At 63.7% G+C, this 26,989-nt stretch carries 25 protein-coding genes and 3 tRNA genes; 13 read left to right on the top strand and 15 right to left on the bottom strand.

Features of this window, described 5'->3' with window-relative positions; translation table 11 throughout:
* The first annotated feature begins 6 nt into the window (after window positions 1-6).
* The 6 genes from gyrA (at window position 7) to ACFC25_RS09195 (ending at window position 4,864) form a co-directional block, all read left to right on the top strand.
* Window positions 7-2,685 (top strand): DNA gyrase subunit A, encoded by a 2,679-nt coding sequence (gene gyrA, locus ACFC25_RS09220; protein WP_337345181.1) that lies wholly within the window; start codon window positions 7-9, stop codon window positions 2,683-2,685.
* Complete coding sequence (locus tag ACFC25_RS09215) at window positions 2,682-3,332, top strand: DUF3566 domain-containing protein (RefSeq protein WP_337345182.1); 651 nt, start codon at window positions 2,682-2,684, stop codon at window positions 3,330-3,332. Before gyrA ends, ACFC25_RS09215 begins: the two co-directional genes overlap by 4 nt.
* Before the next feature lie 99 nt (window positions 3,333-3,431).
* A tRNA-Ile gene (locus ACFC25_RS09210) sits at window positions 3,432-3,505 on the top strand.
* Window positions 3,506-3,568: 63 nt separating this feature from the next.
* A complete protein-coding gene (locus ACFC25_RS09205) occupies window positions 3,569-3,691 on the top strand; it encodes a DLW-39 family protein (protein ID WP_376044878.1) in 123 nt (40 codons plus the stop codon).
* 72 nt (window positions 3,692-3,763) lie between these two features.
* Window positions 3,764-3,839: transfer RNA gene (locus ACFC25_RS09200), tRNA-Ala, on the top strand.
* Window positions 3,840-3,910: 71 nt separating this feature from the next.
* Window positions 3,911-4,864: a DMT family transporter gene (locus tag ACFC25_RS09195; protein ID WP_376044877.1), complete on the top strand. Its 954-nt coding sequence runs from the start codon at window positions 3,911-3,913 to the stop codon at window positions 4,862-4,864.
* A 24-nt stretch (window positions 4,865-4,888) separates the two neighbouring features.
* On the opposite strand, the gene ACFC25_RS09190 is transcribed toward ACFC25_RS09195, so the two are convergent.
* Together ACFC25_RS09190 and ACFC25_RS09185 are read right to left on the bottom strand one after the other, a co-directional pair.
* Window positions 4,889-5,764: a glycosyltransferase family 2 protein gene (locus tag ACFC25_RS09190; RefSeq protein ID WP_337345184.1), complete on the bottom strand. Its 876-nt coding sequence runs from the start codon at window positions 5,762-5,764 to the stop codon at window positions 4,889-4,891.
* Between the two features lie 136 nt (window positions 5,765-5,900).
* On the bottom strand, window positions 5,901-6,884 hold the full coding sequence (locus ACFC25_RS09185) for a hypothetical protein (RefSeq protein WP_376044876.1): 984 nt from the start codon (window positions 6,882-6,884) through the stop codon (window positions 5,901-5,903).
* A 155-nt stretch (window positions 6,885-7,039) separates the two neighbouring features.
* On the opposite strand from ACFC25_RS09185, the gene ACFC25_RS09180 reads away from it, so the two are divergent.
* The 3 genes from ACFC25_RS09180 (at window position 7,040) to ACFC25_RS09170 (ending at window position 9,495) form a co-directional block, all read left to right on the top strand.
* Window positions 7,040-7,585, top strand: coding sequence for a peptidylprolyl isomerase (locus ACFC25_RS09180; protein ID WP_066288542.1), 546 nt, complete (start codon window positions 7,040-7,042; stop codon window positions 7,583-7,585).
* 9 nt (window positions 7,586-7,594) lie between these two features.
* Window positions 7,595-8,476 carry a rhomboid family intramembrane serine protease gene (locus tag ACFC25_RS09175; protein ID WP_337345186.1) on the top strand — a complete coding sequence of 294 codons (882 nt, stop codon included), beginning with the start codon at window positions 7,595-7,597 and terminating at the stop codon, window positions 8,474-8,476.
* Window positions 8,477-9,027: 551 nt separating this feature from the next.
* Entirely contained in the window at window positions 9,028-9,495 is a 468-nt protein-coding gene (locus ACFC25_RS09170) for a carboxymuconolactone decarboxylase family protein (protein WP_337345187.1), read from the top strand.
* Window positions 9,496-9,730: 235 nt separating this feature from the next.
* Here the strand turns inward: ACFC25_RS09170 and ACFC25_RS09165 are convergent, their stop codons facing one another.
* The gene (locus ACFC25_RS09165) at window positions 9,731-10,345 is read right to left on the bottom strand and encodes a DNA-3-methyladenine glycosylase I (RefSeq protein ID WP_337345188.1); all 615 of its coding nucleotides are present in this window, start codon (window positions 10,343-10,345) and stop codon (window positions 9,731-9,733) included.
* Window positions 10,346-10,355: 10 nt separating this feature from the next.
* Window positions 10,356-10,610, bottom strand: a complete 255-nt coding sequence (locus ACFC25_RS09160) for a cell division protein CrgA (protein WP_337345189.1) — start codon at window positions 10,608-10,610, stop codon at window positions 10,356-10,358.
* A 172-nt stretch (window positions 10,611-10,782) separates the two neighbouring features.
* Here ACFC25_RS09160 and ACFC25_RS09155 point away from each other — a divergent pair, with 172 nt between their 5' ends.
* The 3 genes from ACFC25_RS09155 to ACFC25_RS09145 are packed head-to-tail and all read left to right on the top strand — an operon-like array spanning window position 10,783 to window position 12,373.
* Window positions 10,783-11,562, top strand: a complete 780-nt coding sequence (locus tag ACFC25_RS09155; RefSeq protein WP_376044875.1) for a class E sortase — start codon at window positions 10,783-10,785, stop codon at window positions 11,560-11,562.
* 2 nt (window positions 11,563-11,564) lie between these two features.
* Entirely contained in the window at window positions 11,565-11,735 is a 171-nt protein-coding gene (locus tag ACFC25_RS09150) for a hypothetical protein (protein WP_337345191.1), read from the top strand.
* Window positions 11,732-12,373 (top strand): aminodeoxychorismate/anthranilate synthase component II, encoded by a 642-nt coding sequence (locus tag ACFC25_RS09145; RefSeq protein WP_337345192.1) that lies wholly within the window; start codon window positions 11,732-11,734, stop codon window positions 12,371-12,373. The genes ACFC25_RS09150 and ACFC25_RS09145 overlap by 4 nt, the downstream gene beginning before the upstream one ends.
* Window positions 12,374-12,449: 76 nt before the next feature.
* Here ACFC25_RS09145 and pknB read toward each other — a convergent pair whose 3' ends face one another.
* Genes pknB through ACFC25_RS09110 form a run of 7 tightly spaced genes read right to left on the bottom strand, consistent with a single transcriptional unit; the run spans window position 12,450 to window position 21,915 of the window.
* On the bottom strand, window positions 12,450-14,417 hold the full coding sequence (gene pknB, locus ACFC25_RS09140) for a Stk1 family PASTA domain-containing Ser/Thr kinase (RefSeq protein ID WP_376044874.1): 1,968 nt from the start codon (window positions 14,415-14,417) through the stop codon (window positions 12,450-12,452).
* 15 nt (window positions 14,418-14,432) lie between these two features.
* Window positions 14,433-16,121: a protein kinase gene (locus tag ACFC25_RS09135; RefSeq protein WP_376044873.1), complete on the bottom strand. Its 1,689-nt coding sequence runs from the start codon at window positions 16,119-16,121 to the stop codon at window positions 14,433-14,435.
* Window positions 16,118-17,572, bottom strand: a complete 1,455-nt coding sequence (locus tag ACFC25_RS09130; RefSeq protein ID WP_337345195.1) for a penicillin-binding protein 2 — start codon at window positions 17,570-17,572, stop codon at window positions 16,118-16,120. Before ACFC25_RS09130 ends, ACFC25_RS09135 begins: the two co-directional genes overlap by 4 nt.
* The gene (locus ACFC25_RS09125; RefSeq protein ID WP_337345196.1) at window positions 17,569-18,966 is read right to left on the bottom strand and encodes an FtsW/RodA/SpoVE family cell cycle protein; all 1,398 of its coding nucleotides are present in this window, start codon (window positions 18,964-18,966) and stop codon (window positions 17,569-17,571) included. The genes ACFC25_RS09130 and ACFC25_RS09125 overlap by 4 nt, the downstream gene beginning before the upstream one ends.
* Complete coding sequence (locus tag ACFC25_RS09120; protein WP_376044872.1) at window positions 18,963-20,690, bottom strand: protein phosphatase 2C domain-containing protein; 1,728 nt, start codon at window positions 20,688-20,690, stop codon at window positions 18,963-18,965. Before ACFC25_RS09120 ends, ACFC25_RS09125 begins: the two co-directional genes overlap by 4 nt.
* Window positions 20,691-20,692: 2 nt before the next feature.
* Entirely contained in the window at window positions 20,693-21,175 is a 483-nt protein-coding gene (locus ACFC25_RS09115) for an FHA domain-containing protein (protein WP_337345198.1), read from the bottom strand.
* Complete coding sequence (locus ACFC25_RS09110) at window positions 21,172-21,915, bottom strand: DUF3662 and FHA domain-containing protein (protein ID WP_337345199.1); 744 nt, start codon at window positions 21,913-21,915, stop codon at window positions 21,172-21,174. Before ACFC25_RS09110 ends, ACFC25_RS09115 begins: the two co-directional genes overlap by 4 nt.
* A 375-nt stretch (window positions 21,916-22,290) precedes the next feature.
* Between ACFC25_RS09110 and ACFC25_RS09105 the strand changes: the two genes are divergently transcribed.
* Window positions 22,291-22,373: transfer RNA gene (locus ACFC25_RS09105), tRNA-Leu, on the top strand.
* A gap of 150 nt (window positions 22,374-22,523) precedes the next feature.
* Here ACFC25_RS09105 and ACFC25_RS09100 read toward each other — a convergent pair.
* The 4 genes from ACFC25_RS09100 to ACFC25_RS09085 all read right to left on the bottom strand — a co-directional run bounded on the left by ACFC25_RS09100 (window position 22,524) and on the right by ACFC25_RS09085 (window position 26,927).
* On the bottom strand, window positions 22,524-23,897 hold the full coding sequence (locus ACFC25_RS09100) for an MFS transporter (protein WP_376044871.1): 1,374 nt from the start codon (window positions 23,895-23,897) through the stop codon (window positions 22,524-22,526).
* 174 nt (window positions 23,898-24,071) lie between these two features.
* Complete coding sequence (locus ACFC25_RS09095; RefSeq protein WP_376044870.1) at window positions 24,072-24,776, bottom strand: FadR/GntR family transcriptional regulator; 705 nt, start codon at window positions 24,774-24,776, stop codon at window positions 24,072-24,074.
* A gap of 10 nt (window positions 24,777-24,786) precedes the next feature.
* Window positions 24,787-25,914: a mandelate racemase/muconate lactonizing enzyme family protein gene (locus ACFC25_RS09090; protein ID WP_376044869.1), complete on the bottom strand. Its 1,128-nt coding sequence runs from the start codon at window positions 25,912-25,914 to the stop codon at window positions 24,787-24,789.
* Window positions 25,915-26,009: 95 nt separating this feature from the next.
* Entirely contained in the window at window positions 26,010-26,927 is a 918-nt protein-coding gene (locus ACFC25_RS09085) for an AEC family transporter (RefSeq protein ID WP_376044868.1), read from the bottom strand.
* Between the last annotated feature and the right edge of the window lie 62 nt (window positions 26,928-26,989).

Below are 26,989 nucleotides of genomic sequence, written 5' to 3'. Positions count from 1 at the left end.
TAGACGATGAGTGACGAGACACCCGAGAACCAGGCGGAATCCGCCGATCTTCCGGAAACCGTGCTTGAAGGCGATGTGCTGATCGACCGCGTAGAGCAGGTGGACCTGCAGACCGAAATGCAGCGGTCCTATCTCGACTACGCGATGGCCGTTATTGTGGGCCGCGCCCTTCCTGACGTGCGCGACGGCCTGAAGCCGGTACACCGCCGCGTGCTGTACGCGATGTTTGACGGCGGGTACCGCCCGGACCGCTCGTTCAACAAGTGCGCGCGTGTGGTGGGCGAGGTCATGGGCCAGTACCACCCCCACGGCGACACCGCCATTTACGACGCCTTGGTCCGCCTGATCCAGGACTGGACCATGCGCTACCCGCTGGCGCTTGGGCAGGGAAACTTCGGTTCCCCTGGCAATGACGGTGCTGCCGCCCCGCGGTACACCGAAACCAAGATGGCGCAGCTGGCCATGGAGATGGTCCGGGACATCGATGAGGAAACCGTCGATTTCCAGGACAACTACGACGGCAAGAACCAGGAACCAACCATCCTGCCGGCGCGTTTCCCCAACCTGCTGGTCAACGGTTCCTCAGGCATCGCCGTCGGCATGGCCACCAACATCCCGCCGCACAACCTGCGAGAGGTCGCCGACGGCGTCCAATGGTACTTGGCGAATCCGACCGCCAGCCGCGAGGAACTGCTCGAAGAGCTGCTGCTGCGGGTTAAGGGACCCGACTTCCCCACCGGGGCCACGATCCTGGGGCACAAGGGTATCGAGGACGCTTACCGCACCGGCCGCGGATCTGTCACGATGCGGGCTGTGGTCAACGTTGAGGAACTCCAAGGCCGTACTTGCCTGGTGGTTACCGAGCTGCCCTACCAGGCCAACCCGGACAACCTGGCCATCAAGATCGCCGAACTGGTCAAGGACGGCAAGATCTCCGGCATCGCGGACCTCCGCGATGAGACGTCCGGCCGTACGGGCCAGCGCCTGGTCATCGTGCTTAAGCGCGATGCCGTTGCCAAGGTAGTGCTGAACAACCTTTACAAGCACACCGAACTGCAAAGCAACTTCTCCGCGAACATGCTGGCCATCGTGGACGGAGTGCCGCGCACGCTCAGCCTGGATGCCTTCATCCGGCACTGGGTGACCCACCAGCTGGACGTTATCGCCCGGCGCACGAAGTACCGCCTGCGCAAGGCCGAGGAAGAAGCACATATCCTGCGGGCGCTGCTCAAGGCCCTGGACATGCTGGACGAGGTCATCGCTCTCATCCGGGCCTCGAACACCACGGAGGCGGCCCGCGACGGGCTGATGCAACTGCTGGACATCGACGAACTGCAGGCACGGGCCATCCTGGACATGCAGTTGCGCCGCCTGGCAGCCCTGGAACGCCAGAAGATCCAGGACCGGCACTCAGAACTCGAAGCGCTGATTGCTGAGTACAACTCGATCCTGGCCTCGGAGGAGCGTCAGCGCGAGATCATCAGCACCGAATTGGCTGAGATCGTGGCCAAGCACGGTGATGACCGCCGCACGAAGATCCTGATGGGCTTCGACGGCGACATGTCCATGGAGGACCTGATCCCCGAAGAGGAAATGGTTGTCACCATTACCCGTGGCGGCTACGTCAAGCGGACCCGCAGCGACAACTACCGTTCGCAGCAGCGCGGCGGCAAGGGCATCAAGGGCGCCCAGCTGCGCGGCGACGACGTGGTGGAGCACTTCTTTGTAACCACCACGCACCACTGGCTGCTGTTCTTCACCAACCTCGGCAGGGTTTACCGGGCCAAGGCTTACGAACTGGTGGAGGCGGGCCGCGATGCCAAGGGCCAGCACGTCGCCAACCTGATGGCTTTCCAGCCGGACGAACACATCGCCCAGGTACTGGACCTCAAGGACTACCAGCACGCGCCCTACCTGGTCCTCGCAACCAAACGTGGACTGGTCAAGAAGACCCGGCTGGAGGATTACGACACCAACCGTTCTGCCGGCGTCATTGCCATCAACCTCCGGGACGAGGACGAACTGGTGTCCGCCCAGCTGGTCTCCGAATCGGACGACCTCCTGCTCGTCTCACGCAAGGGCCAGTCCATCCGGTTCACGGCCACCGATGACGCACTGCGGCCGATGGGGCGTGCCACGTCCGGCGTCACCGGCATGAAGTTCCGGGAGGACGACGAACTGCTGGCCGCCAACGTGGTCACGGACGGCTCCTTTGTGTTCATCGTGACCGAGGGCGGCTACGCCAAACGCACGGCCGTGGAGGAATACAGGCTCCAGGGCCGCGGCGGCCTGGGAATCAAGGTTGCCAAGCTGGCCGAGGAACGCGGTGACCTCGTGGGAGCCCTGATTGTCCAGGAGGAAGACGAAGTCCTGGTAGTCATGGAAGGCGGCAAGGTGGTCCGTTCCTCCGTGGCTGGCGTCCCTGCCAAGGGCCGCGACACCATGGGAGTGATCTTCGCCAAACCTGACAAGAATGACCGCATCATCGAAGTGGCCCGGAACAGCGAACGCGGTCTTGAGGGCGATGAATCCTTGGAGGATGACGTAACGTTGGCTGAAGAGGACGGATCCCCCGAGGGGTCCGCAGGGTCAGCAGCAGTGGCAGAGACAGCACCGGCCGTTGAGTCAGAGGACGCCTCCGGCGACGCTGAGCCGAACGAAGACTACACCGGAGGTAACGAGTGAGTAATCCCGACTCATATCCCAAGCAGAACAGCAATGTTCCCGGCGGAACGGGGCAGCCCGCGGCTGCCCCCCGAGTAAACGCCCCCGTTCGTCCCCAGCAGCGCCCTGCGGCTCCGGCAGGCCTGCCCGGCCAGCGCCCCGCGGCAGCAGGCCAGCGTCCGCAGGCCCAGCCCGGGCAGGCCCAGCCTGGACAGGGCCAGCGCCCGGCTCAGCGTCCCGCCACGGCAGGGCAGCGACCCGCGCCTGGCGGTCCGGGACTGGTAAAGCCGGCCCCCAAAGCCAAGGTCAGGCGTGCGCGCCTGCTGGTCAGCAAAGTTGATCCCTGGTCCGTCCTGAAAATGGCGTTCCTGCTCTCTGTGGCCTTGGGAATCGTTACGGTCGTTGCGGCCATCGTGCTCTGGACGGTCCTGGACCTGACCGGCATCTTCGACCAGGTGGACAGTCTCTTGGGCACCCTCGCCGGGTCCGAAGGCGGGGGCTTCGAATTGAAGAAGGTTGCGTCGCTGGGGCAGGTTGCCTCCTTTGCCACCATCATCGCCGTAGTGAACGTGGTCCTGCTGACCGCGTTGTCCATGTTGTCTGCAGTGCTGTACAACATCTCCGCCACCCTGGTGGGCGGTATCGGCGTTACCCTCACGGACGACTGAAAATCCCATAATTCCGGCGGACTTTTTGCTCGGAATGCCTCGATTTGAGATCGGGCCGGGATGTGCTGTACAGTCATATCTCGGCCCGATGAGGCATCGGGGCGTATAGCTCAGGCGGTTAGAGCGCTTCGCTGATAACGAAGAGGTCCCAGGTTCAAGTCCTGGTACGCCCACGGAACCTGTGCAGGTTTCAGGAAAGGTTCAGTCCTCCGGTTGGTGGACTGAGTCGGAACGGGGTGCATGTGAAGAAGTTGCTGGTTCTTGCAGCTGCGATCGCAGGCGTCCTGCTCTACCGGAAATCACAGGAATCCGAGGCCCGGAAAACGGTCTGGAGCGAATCAACCGATACGGTTGATTAGCACGGATTCCCGGATCGGGAGCTGGCAAGAGGCTCTCAGGTTCTAGGGTATGATTGACGGGTTGCTTCTTATGGGGGCATGGCGCAATTGGTAGCGCACCTGCTTTGCAAGCAGGGGGTTCGGGGTTCGAGTCCCCGTGCCTCCACCATATGGAAAGTCCCGGACAGCGGAAACGCTGTCCGGGACTTTTTGGTTAACTCGAAAAAGTAGGGTTGGACAGTGAACTTCTTCATCGCGGCACTCGGCGTGCTGGGCGTTGCCTCGTCCGGTCCGCTGATCGCGGCCACCCTCGGTGCCACCACTGTCAGCGCCCTGGCCATCGCGTTCTGGCGCAATGCCATAGGCGCGGTGGTGATGGCCACACCCACCCTCGTGCGCGAACCGCGGCAGTTCGGGGCCATTTCCGGCCGGGAGTTCCGCTGGTCGCTGCTTGCCGCCGTCGCCCTGGCCCTGCACTTCGCGTGCTTCATCACCTCACTGCAGCTGACCTCCGTGGCCGCCGCGACTGCCCTCGTGTGCCTTCAATCCGGTTGGATTGCTGTCTTCCAGCTATTTCGTGGCACGAAACACCGCTGGCCCGTCCTGGCCGGCCTGGGCATAGCTTTCGGCGGCGTCGTTGCCATCACGGGTTTTGATATGGGCAGCTCCCCCGAGGCGCTCTTGGGCGACCTGCTGGCGGTGGCCGGCGGGGCCCTGGCCGGGCTGTACACGCTGGCGGGCGGCAAGGCGCGGCAAAGCATGACCACAGGGACGTACACGACGCTCTGCTACGGCATGTGCGCCGCACTGGTGGCCGTCCTCGCCCTGTTCAGCGGACAACCCCTGACAGGGTTCGACGCCGGCGGCTGGCTGGGGATTATCGCCATCACCGTGTGTGCGCAATTGGTGGGCCACACAGCCTTCAACCACCTGCTGGCCACGATGAGCCCGTTGCTGGTCTCGATGATCATCCTGTTGGAAATCCCCGGCGCTGCGGTGCTGGCGGCCGTCTTCCTGGACGAAACCCTCCCGGCCGGAACCTATGCAGGGTTGGCGCTGATCCTGGTAGGACTGGCCGTCGTGGTCCTGGGACAGCGGTCCGGGAACGCCCGACGGCGGCGCCTGGATTCAGAGGACGGCACCCGGGACGGCGAACCGCCGCCGGACCGCCTCGCGGAGCTCGGAACGGACTGACCGTTAGGACCGTACCGAAGGTGCTTACTGGCCGCCGCGGCGGACCGGCTGAGCCGTGTTGACGGTGTGGATGGCACGCAGCAGCTTGGCCGGGAAGTAAACGGAGAAGAAGACCACCATGGGGGCCTTGAGAGCCATTTTCTTCACGTTGTGGGCCTTGTACGTCCGGTCGAAACGCGTCACGTAGTAGCGGTAGTCGCGGGGTGAATCTTCCAGCCGGCGGGCAGACATTCCGGACACCATCTGCGGCCAGTACTGCACTTTAAGTTCGTGGTCGGCAAGATGCAGGGACAGATCGATGTCCTCATGCATCTCATCCTTCTCATCACGGCAGGTCTCGGACCGAATGGTTTCCCACGCCGAGGCCCGAAGCGCCATGTTTGAGCCAAAGAGAAAGTGGTATTGGTGCTTGGCGAGCTTAAGCATCAGCTGGCGCATTTTGTCGTCGGCTTTGAGGCCGAACCGGCGCATTGGCATGTCGTAGTAGACCACCGGGCCCGTGGCCGCTTGGACTGAGGGGTCCTGGAACGCCTTCTGGACCTGCTCCACCCAGTCCGGCTCCACGACCGAGTCGGCGTCGATCCGGCCCAGAATGTCACCGGTTGCATGGTCCAGGCCAAAGTTGCGGGTGGGAATCAGCCCCTGGTCGCGGTCTTGGCTCAGCAGGATGATGGGGCTTTCCGGATATTCCAGCTGCATCTGCTGCACGATTGCCGCGGTCCGGTCTGTGGAGAGGTTGTCCACCACGATGATCTCGTGCGCCGGGACCGATTGGTAAACGGCAGCGATGAGGCACTGCCGGATCACACTTTCCTCGTTGTAAGCCGGGATGACAATGGACACGCGGGGCAGCTGTGCTGCGTCGTTCAAGGCATCCCCAGAGGATTTATCGGCTGACATCAGTTCAAATTTAGCATCGATCGGTGACCGCCCCACGGGCTGAAGGCTCAAGTCCGGACAAACACTGGGAAAACACTGAAGGGGCCCCGCACCAGGCGGGACCCCTTCAGCTGACGGCGCAAAGCGCCGGGAACTGCTAGACGGTGTCCTTGTCCGCGGATCCGTTCATGTTGGAGGCGATGTTCTTCATCGCGGTCTTGGCATCGGTTGTTGCCTTCGCGGCAGCGTCCTTGGCGTCCTCGGCGACGTGCTTGGCTTTGTCGGCTGCATCTTCAGCAGCCTCCTTGGCATCTTCCGCGACATCCTTGGCCTTTTCCGCAACGGCCCCTGCAGCTGAGGCAGCAGCGGCTGCCACGTTGCCGACGGCGTCGGCTGCGGTTTCCTTGAGGTCGTTGACCGTGGTGGCGGGTACCGGGGCGGGAGTGGGCGTCACCGGAGAAGGGGTTTTCCACGGATCTTCAACCGGCTTGGAAGCCTTCCACGCGGCAACACCAGCGGCCACGGCGGCGGCGATGATGCCAAAGACCAGCCAACCGCGTTTCTTGGGCTTCTCAGGCTGGGCGATCTGCACGCCTACCACCTTGCCGGCTTCATGCGCGGCTGCCCTGAGCTGGGTCCCTGCCGTGTGGGCCTGCTCCTGGATGGAGTGCACAACTCCGGAATCGGCAAGACGCTGGGCTACGGCGTCCACGTGCAACGGAGCATTCTCCAGCGTGCGGTGAACAGCTTCGGACGCCTGGCCGATCTGGTCCGAGAGGCGTGGCAGGTACTCCACCACTACGCGGTCGCGGGCGTTCAGGATCACTGGTGTGGCTTTGTCCAGCGCTTCGTGAAGGCGCGGAGTGGTGCCTTCAACAGCATCGTGGATCTTTGGGGCCAGGTGGGCGAGCCCGTCCTGGATCCGCGGCGTTACTGTTGCTACGCCGTCGGCAAGGTTGTGGGCGGCTGTCTTAAGCCCTTCCTGGATCTTGGGAGATGCGGTATCCAGGCCATGCTGCAGGCGGGGAACGGCCCAGTCCACTGCTGCTTCCACGCGGGGGGCTGCCCAGTCCTTGGCGTTCTCTACCGCGCTGTTGACTGACTGCTCAAGGTCACGGGCAATACGATCCGATTTCTTCACAACTACCTCCCGATTAATGTGACGGTTCTGTTGTTAGCCTACGTGGATTGACCTTCACCGGCTATTCTTGGCCCGGAATTCAGGCTGATTTCACCCAGCGCGGAACTGCCGTCCACACCCGTGCCGCTTTGGCGGGCCGTGAAAGAATAAGCGTTATGACTGCCATCGCAACCGCAAAAGCAACCATCCACACCAGCCTCGGCGACATCGTCGTGAACCTCTTCGGGAACCACGCCCCCAAGACGGTCAAGAACTTCATCGGCCTCGCCACGGGCGAGCAGGCCTGGACCCACCCGGAAACCGGTGAGGACAAGACCGGTACCCCGCTGTACAACGGCACCATCTTCCACCGCATCATCAAAGATTTCATGATCCAGGCCGGCGATCCCCTGGGCCGTGGTGTGGGCGGACCCGGCTACAAGTTCGACGACGAAATCCACCCCGAGCTCAGCTTCAACCAGCCCTACAAGCTGGCCATGGCCAACGCAGGCATCCAGATGGGCAAGGGCACCAACGGATCCCAGTTCTTCATCACCACGATCCCCACCGACTGGCTGCAGGGCAAGCACAGCATCTTCGGCGAGGTGGCTGACGAGGACTCCAAGAAGGTCGTCGACGCCATCGAGGGTGTCCGCACCGGCATGGGCGACCGCCCGGTCGAGGACGTCACCATCAACAGCATTGACATCGAACAGCTCTAACAAGCACCAATGAGTTACGGAATCCCGGCGGCGGAGCCGTCAGCGCAAGTTCCGGTCTGCCCCCGGCACCCGGACCGGCCCTCCTATGTGCGGTGCCAGCGCTGCGGGCGCCCCGCGTGCCCTGACTGCCAGCGCGCGGCCGCCGTCGGGTTCCAATGTGTTGACTGCGTCAACGAAACAGCACGTTCGACGCCGGCCGTCAGGACCGTCTACGGCGGTACGGTGACAACCGGCAAGCCCATCGTCACGTACGGAATTATCGCCGTCTGTGCGCTGATGTACGTCCTGCAGTGGATAGTGCCCGGCGGCGCCGTATACGAACAGTTCGCGTACAACAATGTGTTCGCGACGCCCGCCTACGGCGCGTTTGAGCCCTGGCGCATGCTGACGGCCGCGTTCCTGCACTCTCCAGATTCAGTCCTCCACATCGTGCTGAACATGTATACGCTGTGGATTTTCGGGCAGGCCCTCGAACCGCTTCTGGGCAGGGTCCGCTTTCTGGCGGTTTACCTGATCTCAGCCGTCGGCGGTTCGGTGGGCTATCTGCTCCTCAATCCGCTGCTGGTCCCAGGCCAGCAGCTCGCCGGAGTGGTCGGGGCATCCGGTGCCATTTTCGGACTCTTCGGGGCGATGCTCCTGGTCCAGCGGCATCGGGGCGGGGAAACGCGACAGCTATGGGTGCTGATAGCCATCAACGGCGTCATCGGCTTCCTGATCCCCCAGATCGCCTGGCAGGCCCACTTGGGCGGCCTCATCACCGGGGCGTTGTGCGCTGCAGTGGTAGCGTACACGCCGCGCGGCCCGCGTCAGGGCCTGCTCCAGGCAGCTGGCCTGGTGGCCGTTTTTGGGCTGCTGATTCTCGTGAGCTGGGTCCGCGTCACGGCGGGCTGATTTTGGCGCTGTAGCCGCTCTTACCGAAGACCCCGGTGTCCCTTGGACACCGGGGTCTTTTTGTGTCCGGAATGCCGACGGAGGTTTTCCACAGGGTTTATCCACATTGTTGGTAACTTACACGGGTGTAGTTCAAGGCCGGATCCTGCCAGAAGCCTGCAACGGCGCACTGGCTGGCACGCAAGGGTCGGCGTACGTCCACAGTTGTGGATAACTGCTGGGGATGTCCCTGTGGTTAAGTGGACAATCACGCTCTTTGGAGCTGCATCTGTGGATATCGCTGGCTTTCTTGGGCTGGAGAGGCGCTGAGCAAGCATAAACGGCGGGATTTCAACATGGTTATTCACAGTGTTAATAACTCACACGCGTGTAGTTCATGGTCGACGCGAGGCTCTGCGGAGCCTCTGCGGGGAAATAACCGTGTGTACTCATGCATGTTGTCCACATCTGTGGATAAGTTGTGGGTAGTCGTGTGTTAGCAAGTGGATAACCACGCGGATCGGCGCACCGGTAAGTTCCGCCGCCGACGCAACCCAGAATCAGGAGGGCCCATGGGCCGCAACACCGCAAACATCTTCCTAGACAAGCAGCACCCGGCCGTGTGGCGATCGTTGAACGGCCTGGGACTCAAGGCACGCGAGGCAGCGGCCACCGCCGGAGTGGATGAAAAGATCATTGAACTGATGTACGTGCGCATTTCGCAGATCAACGGTTGCGCGTTCTGCCTGGACATGCACGTCGGCGATGCCGTGGAAAACGGCGAATCCCCCCAACGGCTTGCGGTACTTCCCGCGTGGCGGGACACGGCCCTGTTCACAGACCGGGAGCGTGCTGCCCTGGCGCTGGCCGAGAGCATCACGGAACTCCCGGATCCGCGCTCACGGGAGGTAGAGGAAGGCTATGCCCGGCGACACCTCACCGCGGATGAGTTCTCAGCGGTCAGCTGGCTGGCGATCACCATGAACGCGTTCAACCGGGTCTCCATAACTAGCCATCATCCAGTACGCCGCCAGGAGTAAGGGTTCCAGCGCGGAAGCGGACTTGCTGCGGCCACGGTGTCCCGCCCCGTCTGTGGGGAGAGCCGAGTCTTATCCACAGCTAATCCACACTGTTAATAACTGCCTCGCCAAAGGCACTGTTCGCATAAACCTTGATTGAGGGCATCTGCGGGCCCTTTCGGCAAATCGCCGGGCGTCAGTTATTCACATTGTGGATAACTTTAGGAACAGCTGGGGAGAACTCGCAGGCACGGACTTATTCGCGGGCATCCAGCCATACCCCGGATGATCCTCGGCGGTGGCTGTCCAGCAGGTGCGTGTCCACCATGCCGATCGCCTCCATCAGCGCGTACATCGTAGTAGGCCCCACGAAGGAGAAGCCCTTCTTGCGGAGCGCCTTGGAGAGCGCAACCGATTCCGGGGACTGGGTGGGGATATCGGAATGTGTGAGCGGCTGCGGCGTCTCAGGGGGCTGGAAGCTCCAGACGAAGTTCACGAGCCCGCCTTCGCTGCGCAGGGCGATGACCGCCTTCGCGTTCGTGATGGCGGCCCGGATTTTGAGCCGGTTCCGGATAATCCCGGGGTCCTGCAGCAGCCGCTCCACATCGTCTTCAGTGAAAGTGGCTACGATATCCGGGTCGAAGTGGTGGAACGCGGCGCGGAAAGCCGGGCGTTTCCGCAGGATAGTGGCCCAGGACAGGCCGGCTTGGAAACCCTCCAGGCTGATGCGTTCGTAGAGGCCCTGTTCGTCCCGGACCGGCAGGCCCCACTCGGTGTCGTAGTACTCCCGGAGGAGGGGATCAACGGCGGCCCAGGGCGGACGGAAGAGTCCGTCGTCGCCAAGAACGGTGCCGCCAGGGCCGGGGATCATACTCCGGACGCTACGAACGCCAGCGGGTGGTCATCAGGAAGCCAACGATGGCGATGCCGAACCCGGCGACGATATTCCATGATTCCCAGGCCTTGACCGGAAGCTGGCCTTCGCTGATATAGAACGTGATGATCCAGAGCAGCCCGATGATCATGAGGCCGAACATGACAGGCTTGAACCACACGGGGTTCGGCTTGTACGCCTGCGTGGACGAAGCCGCCTGGGCCGGGGTGGAAGTCTTCTTGCGTGGCTTGGACTCGGGCACGTGCTCTCCTTGCGGCTGAGGCAAGCTCGGCGACCCGGGCTTGATATCCTGCAAGAAGGAAATTGCCAGCGGTCTGCGCGATCTTGGTCAAATCTGGATTCTTACTAGCAGCCAATTCTAGCCGTAGTTCAGGGCCAACCAGCGCCCGTGGTGACCGCCCGGAGGAGAACGCGTGGTATTGCAGGAGAAGGCGAGGACCGGCACTGCGCCGGGGCCCGGCGTCGTGATTCTGCGTGGGACTGTCCAGGTGCTGGGCGAGCTGCTCATTACGGCGGGCATCGTCCTGCTGCTTTTTGTGGGCTGGCAGCTGTGGTGGACCAACGTGGAATCGGACGCCAGGCAGAGCGCCATCATCAAGGAATTCGCACAGGATTTCGGCGCGGATGCGCCCACCAGTTCGCCCTCGGCACCCGGCGCCGTGAATTACGGAGCACCCGTAGTCTCTGCGGCCCCCGGACACGCCGGAACCATCGGCATCATGTACATTCCGCGCTTCGGTGCGAACTACACCCGGCCCATTGTCCAAGGCACTACCGGTGATGTGCTGGATACCCTGGGGCTGGGCCACTACAGCAACACTGCAATGCCCGGGGCCGTGGGGAATTTTGCGGTGGCCGGCCACCGGCAGACACACGGCGCAGTCCTGGACAGCATCCACACCCTGGTACCCGGGGACAAAATCTACGTCCAGACCAAGGATGGCTACTACGTGTATGTCTTCCGCAACAACCAGATTGTGCTGCCATCCCGGACCGATGTACTGGAACCGGTGCCCACTAGGCCCGGCCTCACACCCACCGAAAGCTTCCTCACCATGACAAGCTGCAACCCGCGCTTCGGCTCCCAGGAACGCATTATCGCCTATGCGCTCCTGGACAGCTGGCGGCCTGCCTCGGCGGGCCCCCCGGCTGAGATAGCGGCCCAGGTGGCCGCCGCGATCGGAGAGGGCTGATTATGTACGCCTGGATTTTCCGGCACCTGCCGGGCCCCCTGTGGCTGCGGATCGCCACTTCGGTGCTGCTTGTCTTCGCCGCCCTGGTCCTGATGGCCCAGTTCCTGTTCCCCTGGATGTCCACTTTCACCCCATTCACCGACTCAACGATTGGTTCTGCAACCCAGCCATGACCACAACCAAGATCCTGGTCGTAGACAACTACGACAGCTTTGTATACACCCTGGTGGGATACCTCCAGGAGCTCGGCGCCGAGACCACCGTGGTGCGCAACGACGATGTCACGCTGGCAGAAGCCATCGAAATGGCAGGAACGCGCGACGGTGTCCTCATATCGCCCGGCCCAGGCAACCCGGCGGAAGCCGGAGTCTGCATCGAACTGATCAAGTGGTGCGGGGACAACAACAAGCCCATGTTCGGTGTCTGCCTGGGCCACCAGGCTTTGGCCGAGGCTTACGGCGGCAAAGTAACCCATGCCCCTGAGCTGATGCACGGCAAGACCTCTTTGGTGGAGCACCACGGAACGAGTGTTTTTGAAGGGCTCCCCTCCCCCGTGACCGCCACCCGGTATCACTCGCTGGCAGCCGTCCGCGACACCATCCCGGACGTCCTGGAGATCACTGCGGAAACTTCTACCGGCGTGGTTATGGGCTTGCAACACCGTACGGCGCCGCTGTGCGGCGTGCAGTTCCACCCTGAGTCCGTGCTGACGGAGGGCGGCTACCAGATGTTGGGCAACTGGCTCGAATCGCTGGGCATGGCCGGTGCTGCATCACGGGCCGCCAAACTGAGTCCGCTCATCCAGCACTGACCAATAGGCGCTGCTGACCGGCGCAGTGCAGCCGGACTGGCACATCTGGCCCCGCGTTCCATGAAGGGACGCGGGGTCAGCCTTTTTTGGTGGCTGACGGGGTGGGAGTCGGCGTCGGTGTGGGGGTTACCGGCGGTGGCGGCTCCTTGGCCACCACGATGTTGATGGTCTTCCCCTGTTCGACAGCGGCGTTGACGGGATCGCTCTGGTCCGTCACCCGGCCGGCTTCGACCTGGGAGTTTTCCACTTCCTGCACATTCGGAACAAGGCCCAGTTCCTTCAAGGCAGTTTCGGCCTCGGCACGGGTACGGCCGCGCAGTTCCGGCATGGCCACCTTCCCGGTGGAGACCACAATCTCCACGGTGCTGCCGACGGCCACCGATTGTCCGGGGGCGGGGCTGGTGGTGATCACAATGCCGGCCGGTACGGTGGCGCTGTTGGCCATAGTGGTGGTCGGGGCGCCCACCAGGCCGCTTTGCCGCAGGACGTCCCGGGCTGCTGCCTCAGTCTTCCCGGGCAGGTTCTCTGGCACCTTGACCGCGCTGGGGCCATCGGAGATGTTCAGGATTACTTCGGAATTGGGATCAAGCGATGTTCCGGCTGCCGGGTCCGTTCCGATTGCTGTCCCCTTGGGAACGGTATCGTGCTGGGCCCGTTTGATCTGTGGGCGCAGGTTGGCCCCGTAGAGCTCTTGCAGGGCCGCGGACTCTGTCATGGCGGCCACTACGGGGATCTCCACCTTGGGGGCTGCTGGGGCTGGCCTGTTTACGGTGTTGTAGAGCCACAGGCCGCCGCCGGCAAGGACCAGCAGTGTGAAGATCACCAGGGTGACTATCCAGGCACGACGACGGGACTTCTGCCGCGGACTCCGCTCCCGTTCCGGCGGGAGGCCGAGAGGAAGCTCATCCGCGTCCGGCGGCTCGTAGGCTCCGGCAGCTCCGGCCGCTCCGGCCGCTCCGGCGGCCAGGGAGTTCCCGTTGGAGTGGTTGTTGGACGTTGCCCGCAGCCGGCCGGTGGGGGCGTCGTCCAGGAAACTGGCGCCAGTGAAAGCGAAGGCCTCGGTGGCGGGCGTACGTTCCGGCGTCGGAACGTGGTCGTTCGGATCCGTCGGCGCCTCGGTTGCCGAAACGTCCGGAACCGGCACTCCAGCCCGGGCGGCGCGAAGGGCACGCCGGAATGCCGCCGCGTCCTGGAACCTGTCAGCCCTGTTCTTGAGCAGGGCCTTGGCCAGGACACTGTCCAGCGCCGGCGACACCTCGGGATTAACGCTGCTCGCAGGTTCCGGGATCTCCCGGACGTGCTGGTAGGCGACTGAAACCGGACTGTCCCCAATGAAGGGCGGGCGGCCCGTGAGCATTTCGTACAGCAGGCAGCCGGCGGAATAGAGGTCGCTGCGGGCGTCCACGGTTTCACCACGGGCCTGCTCCGGCGAAAGGTACTGCGCCGTGCCCACTACGGCCTGTGTCTGGGTCATGGTGGCCGACGAATCGGCGATAGCCCGGGCGATGCCGAAGTCCATCACCTTGACGGAGTTGGTGCCCTCGCAGCACATCACGTTGGCCGGTTTGATGTCCCGGTGCACGATGCCGGCCTTGTGGCTGTACTCCAGTGCCGCGAGCACGCCCAAGGCGAACTCGATGGCCTGGTCAATGCTGACTTCCTTGGCCCTGATGAGGTCCCGGATGGTCTTGCCTTCCACAAACTCCATCACGATGTAGGGAACGCGGATGCTGTCTTCCGTTCCGTCCGGAACCGTGTGCTCGCCGGTGTCGTAGATGGCAACGATGGAGGGATGGTTCAATGCGGCGACGGCCTGCGCCTCGCGCTTGAACCGTGCCTGGAATTGCGGATCCCGGGCCATGTCGGGGCGGAGCAGCTTGATGGCAACGGTCCGGCCCAGCCTGGTGTCCACCCCCCTGTGGACATCCGCCATTCCGCCGCGCCCGATCAGCCCGCCGAGTTCGTAGCGGCCGCTCAGGACACGCTGGTTATCCACCGGGAGGCTGTCCTCACGGTGCGACGGCGTACGGGGCGTGTCAGTCACTGGGCGTCCCGGAGGCTACGGCTTGCAGGTGGCGGGCACGCCCGGCAGCTGGCCAGTGGTGCAGTCGGGCAGGGCGGTCTCGCTGGCGGTAGCCTTCGGCGTCGTGGTTGGAACCGGAGTGGCCGTCGGGAGCGGTACGGCGTAGATGATGGTGACAGCCGTGCCCTTGGGAACGGTTCCGGTCGGGTTGATTTCCAGTACCGTTCCGGCCGTCTCAGCACTCTGCTGCGGAAGGACGGTCACCGAGAGGCCCAACGCTTCCAAGGAGGACTGGACCTGGCGGTAGTCCTTGCCCAGGTAGGCCGCGGAAATGATGTTTACGGTTTCGGGCGTCGGGGTGGGCGTGGGCGTTGGCGGTGGCGTCGTCAAGGTGGGAGTGGGCGATGCGGACGTTGTTGTCGGACTTGGGCTACTGGATGTCGTGCTGGGCGCGGAGCTGGTGGGATTGCTCGGAGGGAACAGGATGCCTTGCTGGGACAGGAAGAAACCGACCAGCGCGAAGAGCACCAGCAGGATCAGGGCGATCAGGGGCCAAGTCCAAGGGCTCCGGCCCCGCCGCTGGGGCTCGTCGGCAGGTTCGTCGTCGTACGTCTCTTCTTCCTGGACCCAGGAGCGTTCTGCAGCAAGCGCATCGGCCCGCGACAGCGTACCGGCGGCTCCAGTGCCGGCGGCGTTGGCAGCAGCAGCGCCTGCTGCGGCACCGCCTGCCGCACCTGCGGCAGCGGCACCCAGTACCGGCAGTGCGGAGGTGGACGTGGTGGAGCTGTCCTTCTGCCCGCCGATGATGCCCGTGGGCGCGGTGGCAACATTCACCGGGGCCGTGATGGGGCCGGTGGCAGCTTCGAACAACAGCATTCCGGGGACGGCGGCGTGTGCGGCGCTGATGTCGCCGTTGCGGATAGCCTCGGCGGCCTCGGACAGCTTGATGGCGTTGGCCGGCCGGTTCTTGGGATCCTTGGCCAACATGGACATCAGGAGGGCACGGACCGGTTTGGGCAGCGTATCGGGCAGCGGCGGCGGGGCATCGTTGACCTGCGCCAGGGCAATGGCGATCTGGGATTCGCCGGAGAACGGCCGGTGCCCGGTAAGGCACTCGTAGCCGATCACTCCGAGCGAATAGATGTCCGAGGCACCAGTGGCGGTCTGGCCTGTTGCCTGCTCCGGGGCGAGGTACTGGGCCGTGCCCATTACCTGCCCGGTCTGGGTCAGCGGGACCTGGTCGGCCAGGCGGGCAATGCCGAAGTCGGTGACCTTGACCCGGCCGTCGGGAGTGATCAGCAGGTTGCCCGGCTTGATGTCGCGGTGGACCAGTCCCTGGGCGTGGGCGACGGACAAAGCCCGGGCGGTCTGCGCGATCATGGACAGGGTCCGGTCCGGGGACAGCACCTGCTCGTGCTCGATGATGCTGCTCAGCGGCTGGCCCGGGACGAGTTCCATCACGAGGTAGGCGGAGCCCTCTTCCTCGCCGTAGTCAAAGACATTTGCGATGCCCACGTGGTTCAGGAGCGCGGTGTGGCGTGCCTCAGCACGGAACCTCTGCAGGAAGCCGGGGTCGCCGGTGTATTCCTCCTTGAGCACCTTAATGGCGACGATTCGGCCCAGGACCTGGTCCTTGGCTTTCCAAACCTCTCCCATGCCGCCGATCGCAATCCGCGTGGTCAGCTGGAATCTGCCGCCGAGGGTGATTCCTGTTGTAGGCCTCACTTATTCAACACCGCCTCAAAAATCTTCTTCGCGTTCGGACTGGTTAGCTGTGCGCCGGTGGTGATGTCTACGCCTTCCATGACGATCGTGACACCCACCTGCGGGTTGTTCGCGGGGGCAAAGCCCGTGAACCAGGAGTTGTTCAGGCCATTGCCCAATTCCGCCGTACCTGTCTTGCCGGCCACCTGAACGCCGGGAACGGCCGCGCCGCGGGCGATGCCCTCGCTCACCGCACTGGTCATCCATTCGGTGATCTGGTTGGCGATGTCGGGCGTGGTTGACGTGCGCAGAGGCGTCGGCTGGGGTTCTTCCAGGACGCGGAGGTCCGGTGAGCGAAGGGTCTTGACCAGGCTTGGGCTCATCTGGACGCCATCGTTCGCTATTGCCGCCGTCATCAGCGCAATCTGGAGCGGCGTTGCCCGGACGTCCTTTTGGCCGATAGCGGACTGGGCCAGCCCCGGTTCGTCCAAGTTATCGGGGAAGCCCTGCAGAGCGTAATCAAGTTTCAGCTGGTCCCCCAGACTCTCGCCAAAGCCGAACTTCTTCGCCTGTTCGGCGATGGCGTCGCGCCCCAGGTCCAGGGCGATGCTGGCGAAAGGCGTGTTGCATGACTGCTGCAGGGCGAAGGCGAAGGAAGCCGTGTCCCTGGTGTAGCAGTTGCCCCCCGCGTAGTTGGGGAGCTTGTACGAGATGCCGGTGAAGGGCATCTCCGCAGGGTTGGGTAGCTGGCTGTCCTTGTTGTACTTGCCCGAATTCAGGGCCGCGGCGGTGTCAACGAGCTTGAAGACAGAGCCGGGGGCGAGGAGCTCGCCGGTCGGGCCGCTGACGGACTGGTTCAGGTTGATACCGGGGACCTTGACGAGCTCGTTGATATTCGTGCTCTCAGCAGTGGGGTCCTGGGTGGCGATGAGGTTGGGGTTGTAGGAGGGCTTCGACACCATGGCCAGGATGGCACCGGTCTTGGGGTTGGTCACCACAATGGAACCGCGCTGTCCGTCCGGAATGAGGTCGTAGGCGAGCTGTTGGATCCGAGGATCGATGGTCAGCTCCACCGATGCGCCCTTGGGCTGGTTTCCGAGGAACAGTTGGCCTATCCGGTCCAGGAACTGCTGGTCGGAGCTGCCGGCCAGCTGGTCATTCATCGCAATTTCCAGCCCTGTGGCTCCATAGTTTTGAGAGAAATAGCCGGTGATGCCTGCATAGAGTTCGGGCTGGGAATAGGTGCGCTGGAACTTGCACGTCTCCGAGCCTTCAACCGACTCGGCTATCGGCGTGCCGCCCACAATGATGGCACCCCGGTCATTGCAGTAGTCCTGCAGGATGGCGCGCTTGTTCCAGGCGTTGGCCTTGAGGTCGTCCGCCCCGATCACTTGCACGTAGCTCAGAGCACCGAAAATCAGTGCGAACATCGCGATCGCGGCGACCCATGAGTTTCGTATTGCCTGGTTCACAGGTGCTTCACCGCCTCGGTTGGTGTGTCAATGCCGTTGGATTCTGCGCCCTTGGCAGGCGGCAGCGGTGTGGTGTCCACTGGCCCCCTTGCCGTGTGCGAAATCATGAGCAACAGGCCCACGATGATCCAGTTGGCGAGCAACGAGGAACCGCCTGCGGCCAGGAAGGGCGTGGTTAGGCCGGTGAGTGGAATGAGGCGCGTGACGCCGCCTATCACCACGAAGCACTGCAGCGCGATGGCAAACGACAGGCCGCAGGCGAGGAGCTTACCGAAGGCGTCGCGGGTGCCCAGGGCTGCCCGGAAGCCGCGCGTGAAGAGCAGCAGGAACATCATGACGATGGCGAACAGCCCGATGAGTCCGAGCTCTTCACCGAACGAGGCGATGATCATGTCGCTGTTGGAAAAGGGCACGAGGTTGGGCCGGCCCTGTCCGAGACCCGTCCCTACGAGGCCACCGTTGGCCATGCCAAAGAGGCCTTCAACAATCTGGAAGCTGCCGCCGAACTGCCGTCCATAGACCTCGTCGGTGAAGGCGTTGAGCCAGCCATCAATGCGCAGGCCAACGTGGGAGAACACCTTCGAAGCCACAAAGCCGCCGCCCAGGATGAGTGCTACGCCGATCACTACCCAGCTGATCCGGCTGGTGGCCACGTAGATCATCACGATGAACAGGCCGAAGAACAGGACAGAGGAACCAAGGTCCCGCTGGAAGATGAGCACGCCGATGCTCACCAGCCAGGCGGTGATCATCGGACCCATGTCCTTGAACCGAGGGAATTGCAGCGGGCCGATCTTCCGCCCCGCCAGCAGGATCAGGTCCCTGTTTGACGAAAGGTAACCTGCGAAGAAGATGGCAAGCGTAATCTTGGCAATTTCGCCCGGCTGAAAGGTCCATGGGCCGAGTCTGATCCACACACGGGCGCCCAGGATTTCGCCGGCTGTGATTCCCGGTACCAGCGGCAAGACGAGCAAGAGTGCGCTGGCTGCCAGGGAAATATAAGTGAAGCGACGGAGGACCCGGTGGTCCTTGAGGAACCAAATGACGGCGATCGCCACGGCCATAGCGACCAATGTCCAGCGGAGCTGGTCGTTGCCGGTGTCGTCGCCGGGCCCGTCCAGTCGGTGGATCATGGCGAGGCCGAGACCGTTTAGCGCTACAACAAGGGGAAGTATCACCGGATCGGCATATTTCGCCCGGATCCGCAGGACCACGTGGAACGCCAGTGCGGCAGCGGCGAGCAGGCTGGACTGGAACCAGAAATCGGTATCAAACGCCTTTTCCTGATCCACACCGACCAACATGTTGGCGCCGATTCCCACCGACAGGGCAAGCAACAACAACAGCAGTTCGACGTTCCGCCTGGGTTTGGGGATAGTACTTAGCTGGCTCATGGGGTGCCCTCGCAGGTGACGGTAGGACTTGGTGAGGGCGACGTGGGAGCCGGCGCTGCTGCCGGATCCGACGGAGAGGGTGCGGGCGCTGCCGTTTCTGTGGGTGCCGGTGCGGGCGGGGTCGTTGTGGCGCCGGTAGTCGGCGACGGGCATTCGTCAGCCGGGGAGGTAGTGCCCGTCCGCTCAAGGTTCTTAACGATCCGCTGGGCGTCGTAAAGGTCCCGCGCCGGGACGGTCTGGCGGACTCGCTGCTGCGAGAACGGCGGCAGCGAGTCCATCCGGATTTCCGTCACGGCTTCAAGGCTGGAGAGCTGGATAGGGCCGAGGCGCTGGGAGACTCCGTTGTAAATGGCGACCCGGGAATCGTATTCGCCGATGTAGTAGCGCGTCTGTGTCCACGCGTAGCCGAGCCAGAGCCCGACTGTGAGGACCACCAGGACCGAGGCCGCGATGGACCATGTGACCCAGCGGCGAGGCCTCGGCTGAAGGAAGGATTCATCTGCATCGACGGACTGCTGGTCGGCTTTGTGCGTCAGCACCGTGGCCGCGCGTCGGGCCACCGTACGGCCGGCGATAGTGGGAATGGAGCCGGACTCTGCCGCTGCGGCTGCGGCGCCCACAAGTTCGTGCGGGCGGGAGGCCAGTTCCTCCCGGAGGACTTCGGCGGAGAGATGTTCGCCGAGGTGCGGGTCTGTGGAATCGGCGCTTTCGCCCTTGCCGGACTGCCCCGCATCAGCTTTGGCTTCGTCCGGGTTTTCGGCGTCGGCCCTTCCTGCATCAGGCTTTTCTTCGTCAGATTTCCCTGAGGGGAGCGCTTCTGCCGGTTTGGGCTCGGCCGCGTCCCCGGCAGCAGGTGGCTGCTGTGCCGCCGGACCGGCGGGCTCGCTGGGTGTGACGACTGCGGTGACTGACGCGGGAGGGATGATTTCCACGGCGGCGGTACTGACGTCGTCGCGCGTTTCCTCCGCTATTTCCACCATCACCACCGTGACGTTGTCAGGTGAGCCGGCTTCCAGCGTCAGGTTAACGAGGGTCTCGACGCATTCGCGGAGGTCCTTCGTCTCCCGGACCGTCCGTTCCACTACGTGCCCGGCAACGTAGTTGAGGCCGTCCGAGCAGAGGAGCCAGCGTTCCCCGGGCTTGACGTCCAAGGTGTCGAGGTCGAGTTCCGGGCTGGCGTCGACGTCGCCGAGAACGCGCATCAGGACGTTTTTGTGCGGATGCGTCTCGGCTTCCTCGGGCCGGAGCCGGCCCTCATCGATGAGCCGCTGCACAAACGTGTGGTCGACGCTCACCTGCTCGAAAACGCCGTCGCGAAGGCGGTAGGCGCGGGAGTCCCCGATATGGGCGAAGTGCAGTTTGCCTTCGGCAAGGAGCAGGGCGGTGACGGTGGTTCCCATGCCGGCGAGCTTGGGATTGATGTGGACCAGCTCGGACAGGAGGGAATTCGCTGTTTGGATTTCATCCGCAAGCACGGTCCCGGCGTCGCCGTCGTAATCTCCGTGATCCAGGTGCAGCATGTCCAGGACGGTTGCGGCGGAGGCAACGTCACCGCCGGCGTGGCCACCCATGCCATCAGCGACGACGGCAAGGTGGCGGCCCACGTAGGCGGAGTCGTCATTCTTGGCGCGGATGCGGCCCACGTCCGAGCGGGCTGCATAACGCATGATGAGGGGCCGCTGCGCGGGCTGTGCCTCGTCTGCGGGAATTTCTGGATCGGCCATGGCTATGGCCTCAATTCGATGACCGTCTTGCCGATCCTCACAGGTACGCCAGGCTCAACGGGCAGGGCGCGGGTAAGTTGCTGGTCCGCCAGGTACGTGCCGTTGGTGGAGCCCAGGTCCTCTATGAACCATCTACTGCCCTGCGGGAAGAGCCGGGCGTGACGGCCGGAGGCGTAGTCGTCTTCAAGCACCAAGGTGGCTTCCTGGGCCCGGCCGAGGAGGATGGGACTGGCCGCCAGGGGGATGGTGGTGCCTTTGAGGGGTCCTTCGGTGACCACGAGCTGGTGTGCCTGCTGCTTCACGGGCTGCGGCGGGGCATCGGCCAGTTCAGGGTTCTTCCGGACCTGGCGGGCAGTGGGAGTTCCAACGGCGGCCTTGCGGCCCACCATCAGGTCCCGGCGCATTGCCGACACGATACTGAAAATCAGCACCCAGAGCAGGAGCAGGAAGCCGAAGCGGAGGGCGGTAATGGTCAGTTCGCTCATGGGCGGCCACCAGAGGTGGCGGGGAGCAAGCGGAAGATGATCTTTGTCCGTCCCATCGTGATGGTGGAGCCGTCGGTAAGTTCGGTGCTGCCTGCGACCTTGTGCCCGTTAACATAGCTGCCGTTGGTGGAACCCATGTCCACGGCGCTGGTAACCCCGTTCGCCGTGCGGATCTCGAGGTGGCGGCGGGACACGCCGGTGTCGTCAACCAGGATGTCGGCCTCGGAGGACCGGCCCAGGATGATCGAAGGGGCATTGAGCGAGTAGCGCTGGCCATCGATGTCCAGGACTGGCTGCAGGCGGGTGGGCTGGCGGCTGGGGGCGGCCGGGAGATTAGGCCGGGGCGCTGGGCTGGCAGGTGCCCCGCTTGATTTTTCGGTGGAGGACTTGATCTCGAAATCGCCGGCCCGCAGCTCTTCGAAGCGGCGGAATGAGATCCGCACGGAGCCCTGGAGCGTGTAGCCCTGACTGCGGACATGGTTGATGACGACGTCGCACAGTTCCTCAGCCAGCGGAGTGCCCCATTCCTGCGCCCGCTTGAAATCGTCCTCGCTGAGCAGGACGTCGAAAACGTTGGGGGCGAGGGTCCGGCCGGCGGCAATGGTGATCGCCTTGTGGTCCACCTCGCGGCGAAGCCGGCTTGCGATCTCAACTGGCTCGACCTGCGCCCGGGAACCAGTGGAGAAGACACCGCGAACGGCCTTTTCGATGCCGCGCTCGACCTTGTCCAGCAAACCCATGGTCCTCCTCCTTTCCCCCCGACTGCGGGGCAGTTTTCGTTCCGGAACTCAACCAGCAACACAGATCACTGCGTATCGGCAGGCCCGCCGACGGCAGGCACTACTACATCAGATACTACTGGGCAGGCCTGTGAATGACCTTAATCCACAACGGCCCGGCCTGCGGAAAAGTTCGTTCCGGGCGATCTGCGCGCGGTCAGAAAGGGTTCATTGCCGGTGGCTCCCGTGGCCTTGATACATGCCTGGATCGGCCGCGTAGGCCAGGCTGCCGACCTCAATTGGTGTTTTGCCGCCGATGTCCGTTATGCTTGATCTCGCTGCTTTTACATGGTGCGGAACCGGGAAACCGGTCGCAATTCATGGAAAAGAAGTTGCGCGCGAGTGGCGGAACGGCAGACGCGCTGGCTTCAGGTGCCAGTGTCCGAAAGGGCGTGGGGGTTCAAATCCCCCCTCGCGCACGCAAATAAAAGAGCCCCGGTCTTAGGACCGGGGCTCTTTTGCGTTCAGAGAACGGCAGCGCGACGACTTATCCCCGCCGCACGGTCATTTCCCCTGGAATCGCGTGGGGGATTGGACCGCGGGGCGGGGATAAGCCGAAGGACAGGTTTCTAGCGGGCTGTGGCCGGCTCCATAAGCTCTTCGCCGGAGGTTGCCTTGCGGGACTCCTGCTCAGGTGCCTTCCCAGGCGAGGACGGGGTGCGGCGTTCCTTGAGGAAGTAGACGAGTCCGGCCGCCAGGGTGGAGGCTGCGGCAAGTGCGAACAGGCCGGGCACAACACTGCCCGTGGTCTCCTTGATGATGCCGAACCCGAACGGGGCTACAAAACCACCCAGGTTGCCCAGCGAGTTAATGATCGCGATGGCGGGAGCAAGGACCAGAGGGTGCAGACCAGACTGCGGGATGGTCCAGAACAGCGGCGACGCGCTCTTGAAGCCCATGGCGGCGATGGCCAGGAACACGAGGGCCAGGGCCGGGCTGGCGATCGCGGCGGCCAGCGTTCCGACGGCGGCGACCAGCAGCGCGGCCACCAGCAGCGGCTTTTTGGACCTGGCCTTGTCCTGCCATTTGGCGGCGAAATACATCGCGAAGACGGCGCACACCCACGGTATGGAGGACAGGAAGCCAACACTCAGGTCCGTTGTTCCGGGAATCTGTTTGACGATGGTGGGCAGCCAGAAAGTGTTGGCGTAGATGGAGAGCTGCACGGAGAAGTAGATGCCGCAAAGCAGCAGGATCTGCGGGTTGAGCAGCATCTTCCAGCGGTTGATCTTCGCCCCGGAAGTGCTGGCGTGCTGGGCGTCCTCGTCAGCGATGGCGTTGGCCAGGGCGGACTTTTCGCCGACCGAGAGCCACTTGGCGTCCTGGATCTTGGCATCCAACAGGAAGAACACGATGATGCCCACCACCACGGAGAGCAGGCCCTCGAAGCCGAACAGCCACTGCCAGCCGCGGATTCCCAGGACGTCGTGAAGGCTCAGCAGCATGCCGGCGATGGGCCCGGACAGTGCTGCGGCGATGGAGGAGCCCGCGATGAAGATGGCGGTCGCCTTGCCGCGCTGGCCGGCCGGTACCCACCGGGCGAAGTAGAAGATTACTGCCGGGAAGAAGCCGGCTTCGGCGGCCCCCAGCAGGAACCGCAACACATAGAACATCATTTCGTTCTGCACGAACGCCATCAGAAAGGAGACAATGCCCCAGCTGACCATGATCCGTGCCAGCCACACCTTGGCGCCGTACTTCTCCATCATGACGTTGCTGGGGAGTTCAAAGATCGCATAGGCGATGAAGAAGAGTCCTGCCCCGAAACCATAGGCGGCGGCGCCAATTCCCACGTCCGCTTCGAGGTGTTCGTGGGCATAACCGATGTTGGACCGGTTCAGCTGGTTGCACACGAGCATGACAAGCATGATGGGCAGGACCCGCTTGAAAAACTTCTTCGTGGCCAGGGCCACATCCGTGACAGCGGTGTCTACAGACTGCATGGGGAAATTCCTTAGGTATTGCGGTGGGGGCCCGTCCATGGACCCGTTCAACTCCTGTGGTATGAAACACAGCGACTTGGTCCACTGTATTCAGGGAATTCGATGCGCGTCCAAGACACATATCGCATTGTTTGATGCCCTGAGGGCATCGCCACACGTGGACTCCATTTGCGCTCACGGAGACGGACGTACGGAAGCCTTAAACCGGCGTCGGGAATTTGCCAGATGGCTGCGCATCGCGGCGGCGGCGGCGGTTTCATCTCCGTCAGCGATGGCCGCGGCGATGGACCGGTGCTCGTGGATCACTTGGTCAAAGTGGTCACGCGCGTAGTGTTCGACGCCGGTCATCAGCCGGGTGCGCGGCATCGCGATCATGGTCTGGCCCAAGGCCGTCAGGCAGTCCGAGTAGAACGGGTTTCCGGAGGCGGCAGCGATGGCCCGGTGGAATTCGAAGTCGTACTTCATTGCATGGCCGGGGTGGTCCGGGCTGGCGGTGAACTGTTCCAGGGCGGCATTGATGGCCCGGAGTTGGCGTTCGGTATGGTTCCGGGCGGCCAAAGCGGCGGCTTCAGCCTCCACACCCATTCGGAATTCGAGCAGATGGAGGCGGTCCTCCACGCTGGCTACCGGTCGGCTGCCCGGGACTGGAAGAGGGCCGTCGTCGGGCGGGGTGAGTGCGAAGCTGCCCCGCCCGCGTTCGGTTTCCACGAGACCTTCAGCCTGGAGGTGGGTCAAGGCCGAGCGCACCACGGTGCGGCTGACGCCGAATTCGCCCATCAGCGCGTTCTCGCTGGGAAGCTTGTCGCCGGGCTGGATGACGCCGTCCACAATGCGGGTGCGAAGGTCGGCGGCGAGGTCCGCGGTCAGGTTCCGGCTCATGCGTTCAAGGTTACGCGCCGAACTCCACGGTCTCGGTGGTCCAGGCCCGGGCCTGGTCACTCAGGGTCACGCCGAGGCCCGGGCGGTCCGGAACGATCATGCGCCCGTCCTTCGTTTCGAGGCGTTCGTTGAACAGCGGGTCTAGCCAGTCGAAGTGCTCCACCCAGGGCTCGCGGGGGTAGGCGGCGGCCAGGTGCAGGTGGATCTCCATGGCGAAGTGCGGGGCCAGCCCTAGCCCGCGTTCATCGGCGAGGGCGGCGAGGCGCAGGAACTGGGTGATACCGCCGACGCGGGGTGCATCCGGCTGGATGATGTCGCAGCCGTTGGCGTTGATCAGGCCCTTGTGCTCAGCAACGGAGGCCAACATCTCGCCGGTGGCGATGGGGGTATCCAGCACATTGGCCAGGTGGGCGTGGCCCTCGAAATCGTAGGCGTCCAGGGGTTCTTCGATCCAGACAAGGTTGAATTCCTCCAGCTGGCGGCCCAGGCGCAGAGCGGTGGCGCGGTCCCACTGCTGGTTGGCGTCCACCATGAGCGGGACGTCCCAGCCGATGTGCTCGCGGATGCCGGCAACCCGGCGCAGGTCTTCCTTGCTGTCGGGCAGGCCCACTTTGATCTTGATGCCGCCGATGCCCTCGTCGAGGGACTGCGTGGCACGGGCCTTGACCTCTTCCAGGGAGGCGTTGAGGAAGCCGCCCGAGGTGTTGTAGGTCTGGACGGAGTCGCGGTAGGAGCCCAACAGCTTCGCCAGCGGAAGTCCAGCGCGCTTGGCCTTGAGGTCGTAGAGGGCGATGTCGATGGCGGCCAACGCTTGGGTGGCAACGCCCGAGCGGCCCACGGAGGCGCCGGCCCAGAGGAGCTTGGTGTAGAGCTTGCCGATGTCGTTGGGGTCCTCGCCGATGATGCCTTCGGCGACCTCCTTGGCGTGGGCGTACTGGGCGGGGCCGCCGGCGCGCTTGGAGTAGCTGAAGCCGATGCCGCTGTGGCCCTGCTCCGTGGTGATCTCGGCAAAGAGGAAGGCGACCTCCGTCATGGGCTTCTGGCGCCCGGTGAAGACCTTGGCATCACTGATCGGGACAGCGAGCGGAAGTCTTGCAGTGGAGAGTTTTACATGGCGGATGAGGTCGACGGTACTCATTGGTGCTCCTCGAAAGCTGGCTGTCAGGGCTGCATTGCCCGCCTACTTAGAATACAAGTATAAAACTTGTATTACAAGTAGCTGACGGGTGGCAGCTACACCAGCCAGGCGACAACCAGCAGCGCGCCAACGCTCAATACCGTGGTGCACAGGATGACATCCCGGGCTACGCTCATTCCGCGGCCATAGGGGGAGGCGAAGAGGAACACGTTCTGGGCCGTGGGCAGCGCGGCCATGATCACGCTTGCAAGCAGGTGCTGGCCGTCCAGTCCAAAGACAAAGCGGCCCAAGGCCCACACAACGAGTGGCATCCCGGCGATCTTCAGGAACGTTGCAACGAGGGTTTCTACCCGGCCATCGCCCTTCTGCAGTGGAGCGCGGCCCGCAAGGGAGAGGCCGAAGGCCAGCAGCACCATGGGCACGGCACCTCCGGCCAGCATGTCGATTGGCTTCTGCAGCAGGTCCGGCGCGGTCCAGCCGGTGAGGGCGACGACGACACCCAGTCCGGAGGCGATGATCATGGGACTTGCGAACGGCTGTAACAGCACCTTTTTCCACGAGACCTTGGAGCCTGAGGCAAGCCCCAGGACAGTGAGGTAGAACGGCGCCAGAACCAGGAGCTGGACCAGGAGCACGGGGGCCACATGCTGCGCAGTCCCCACTGCATAGAGGGACACCGGAATGCCGATATTGTTGGCATTCGCATAGCTGCTCGCCATGGCCCCGACGGCGGTCTCCGCCGCCGGACGGCGGAAGAACAGGAAACTCGCCAGCCAATAGAGAAGCCCCACTATCGTTGCTGAGAGCAACGCGAGCGGGGCATCTGTTCCCAAGGCGGCGCGGATGTCGCTTCCGGCCACAACGGTAAACAGCAAGGCCGGATTTGTGATGTAGAAGGCCGTCCGGGTCAGCGCGCCCTGGACTTCGGGCCCCAGGATCCGCAGCCGGGCGGCGAAATAGCCTACGGCAATGACAGCGGAGACGATCAGTATTCCGGAGACAACGCCACCCAAGAGTGCGCCCTTCTATTTAAGAGGTGATTCCGCACGGCCGCCTCCTGTTGCGAAAAGAGGGC

Origin of the sequence: Pseudarthrobacter sp. NPDC055928 (genome assembly GCF_042270935.1) — a bacterium.
In the GTDB taxonomy this organism is placed as follows: domain Bacteria; phylum Actinomycetota; class Actinomycetes; order Actinomycetales; family Micrococcaceae; genus Arthrobacter.
The sequence above is the reverse complement of the archived record's forward strand: the minus strand, read 5'-3'. Positions and strand labels throughout refer to the sequence as shown.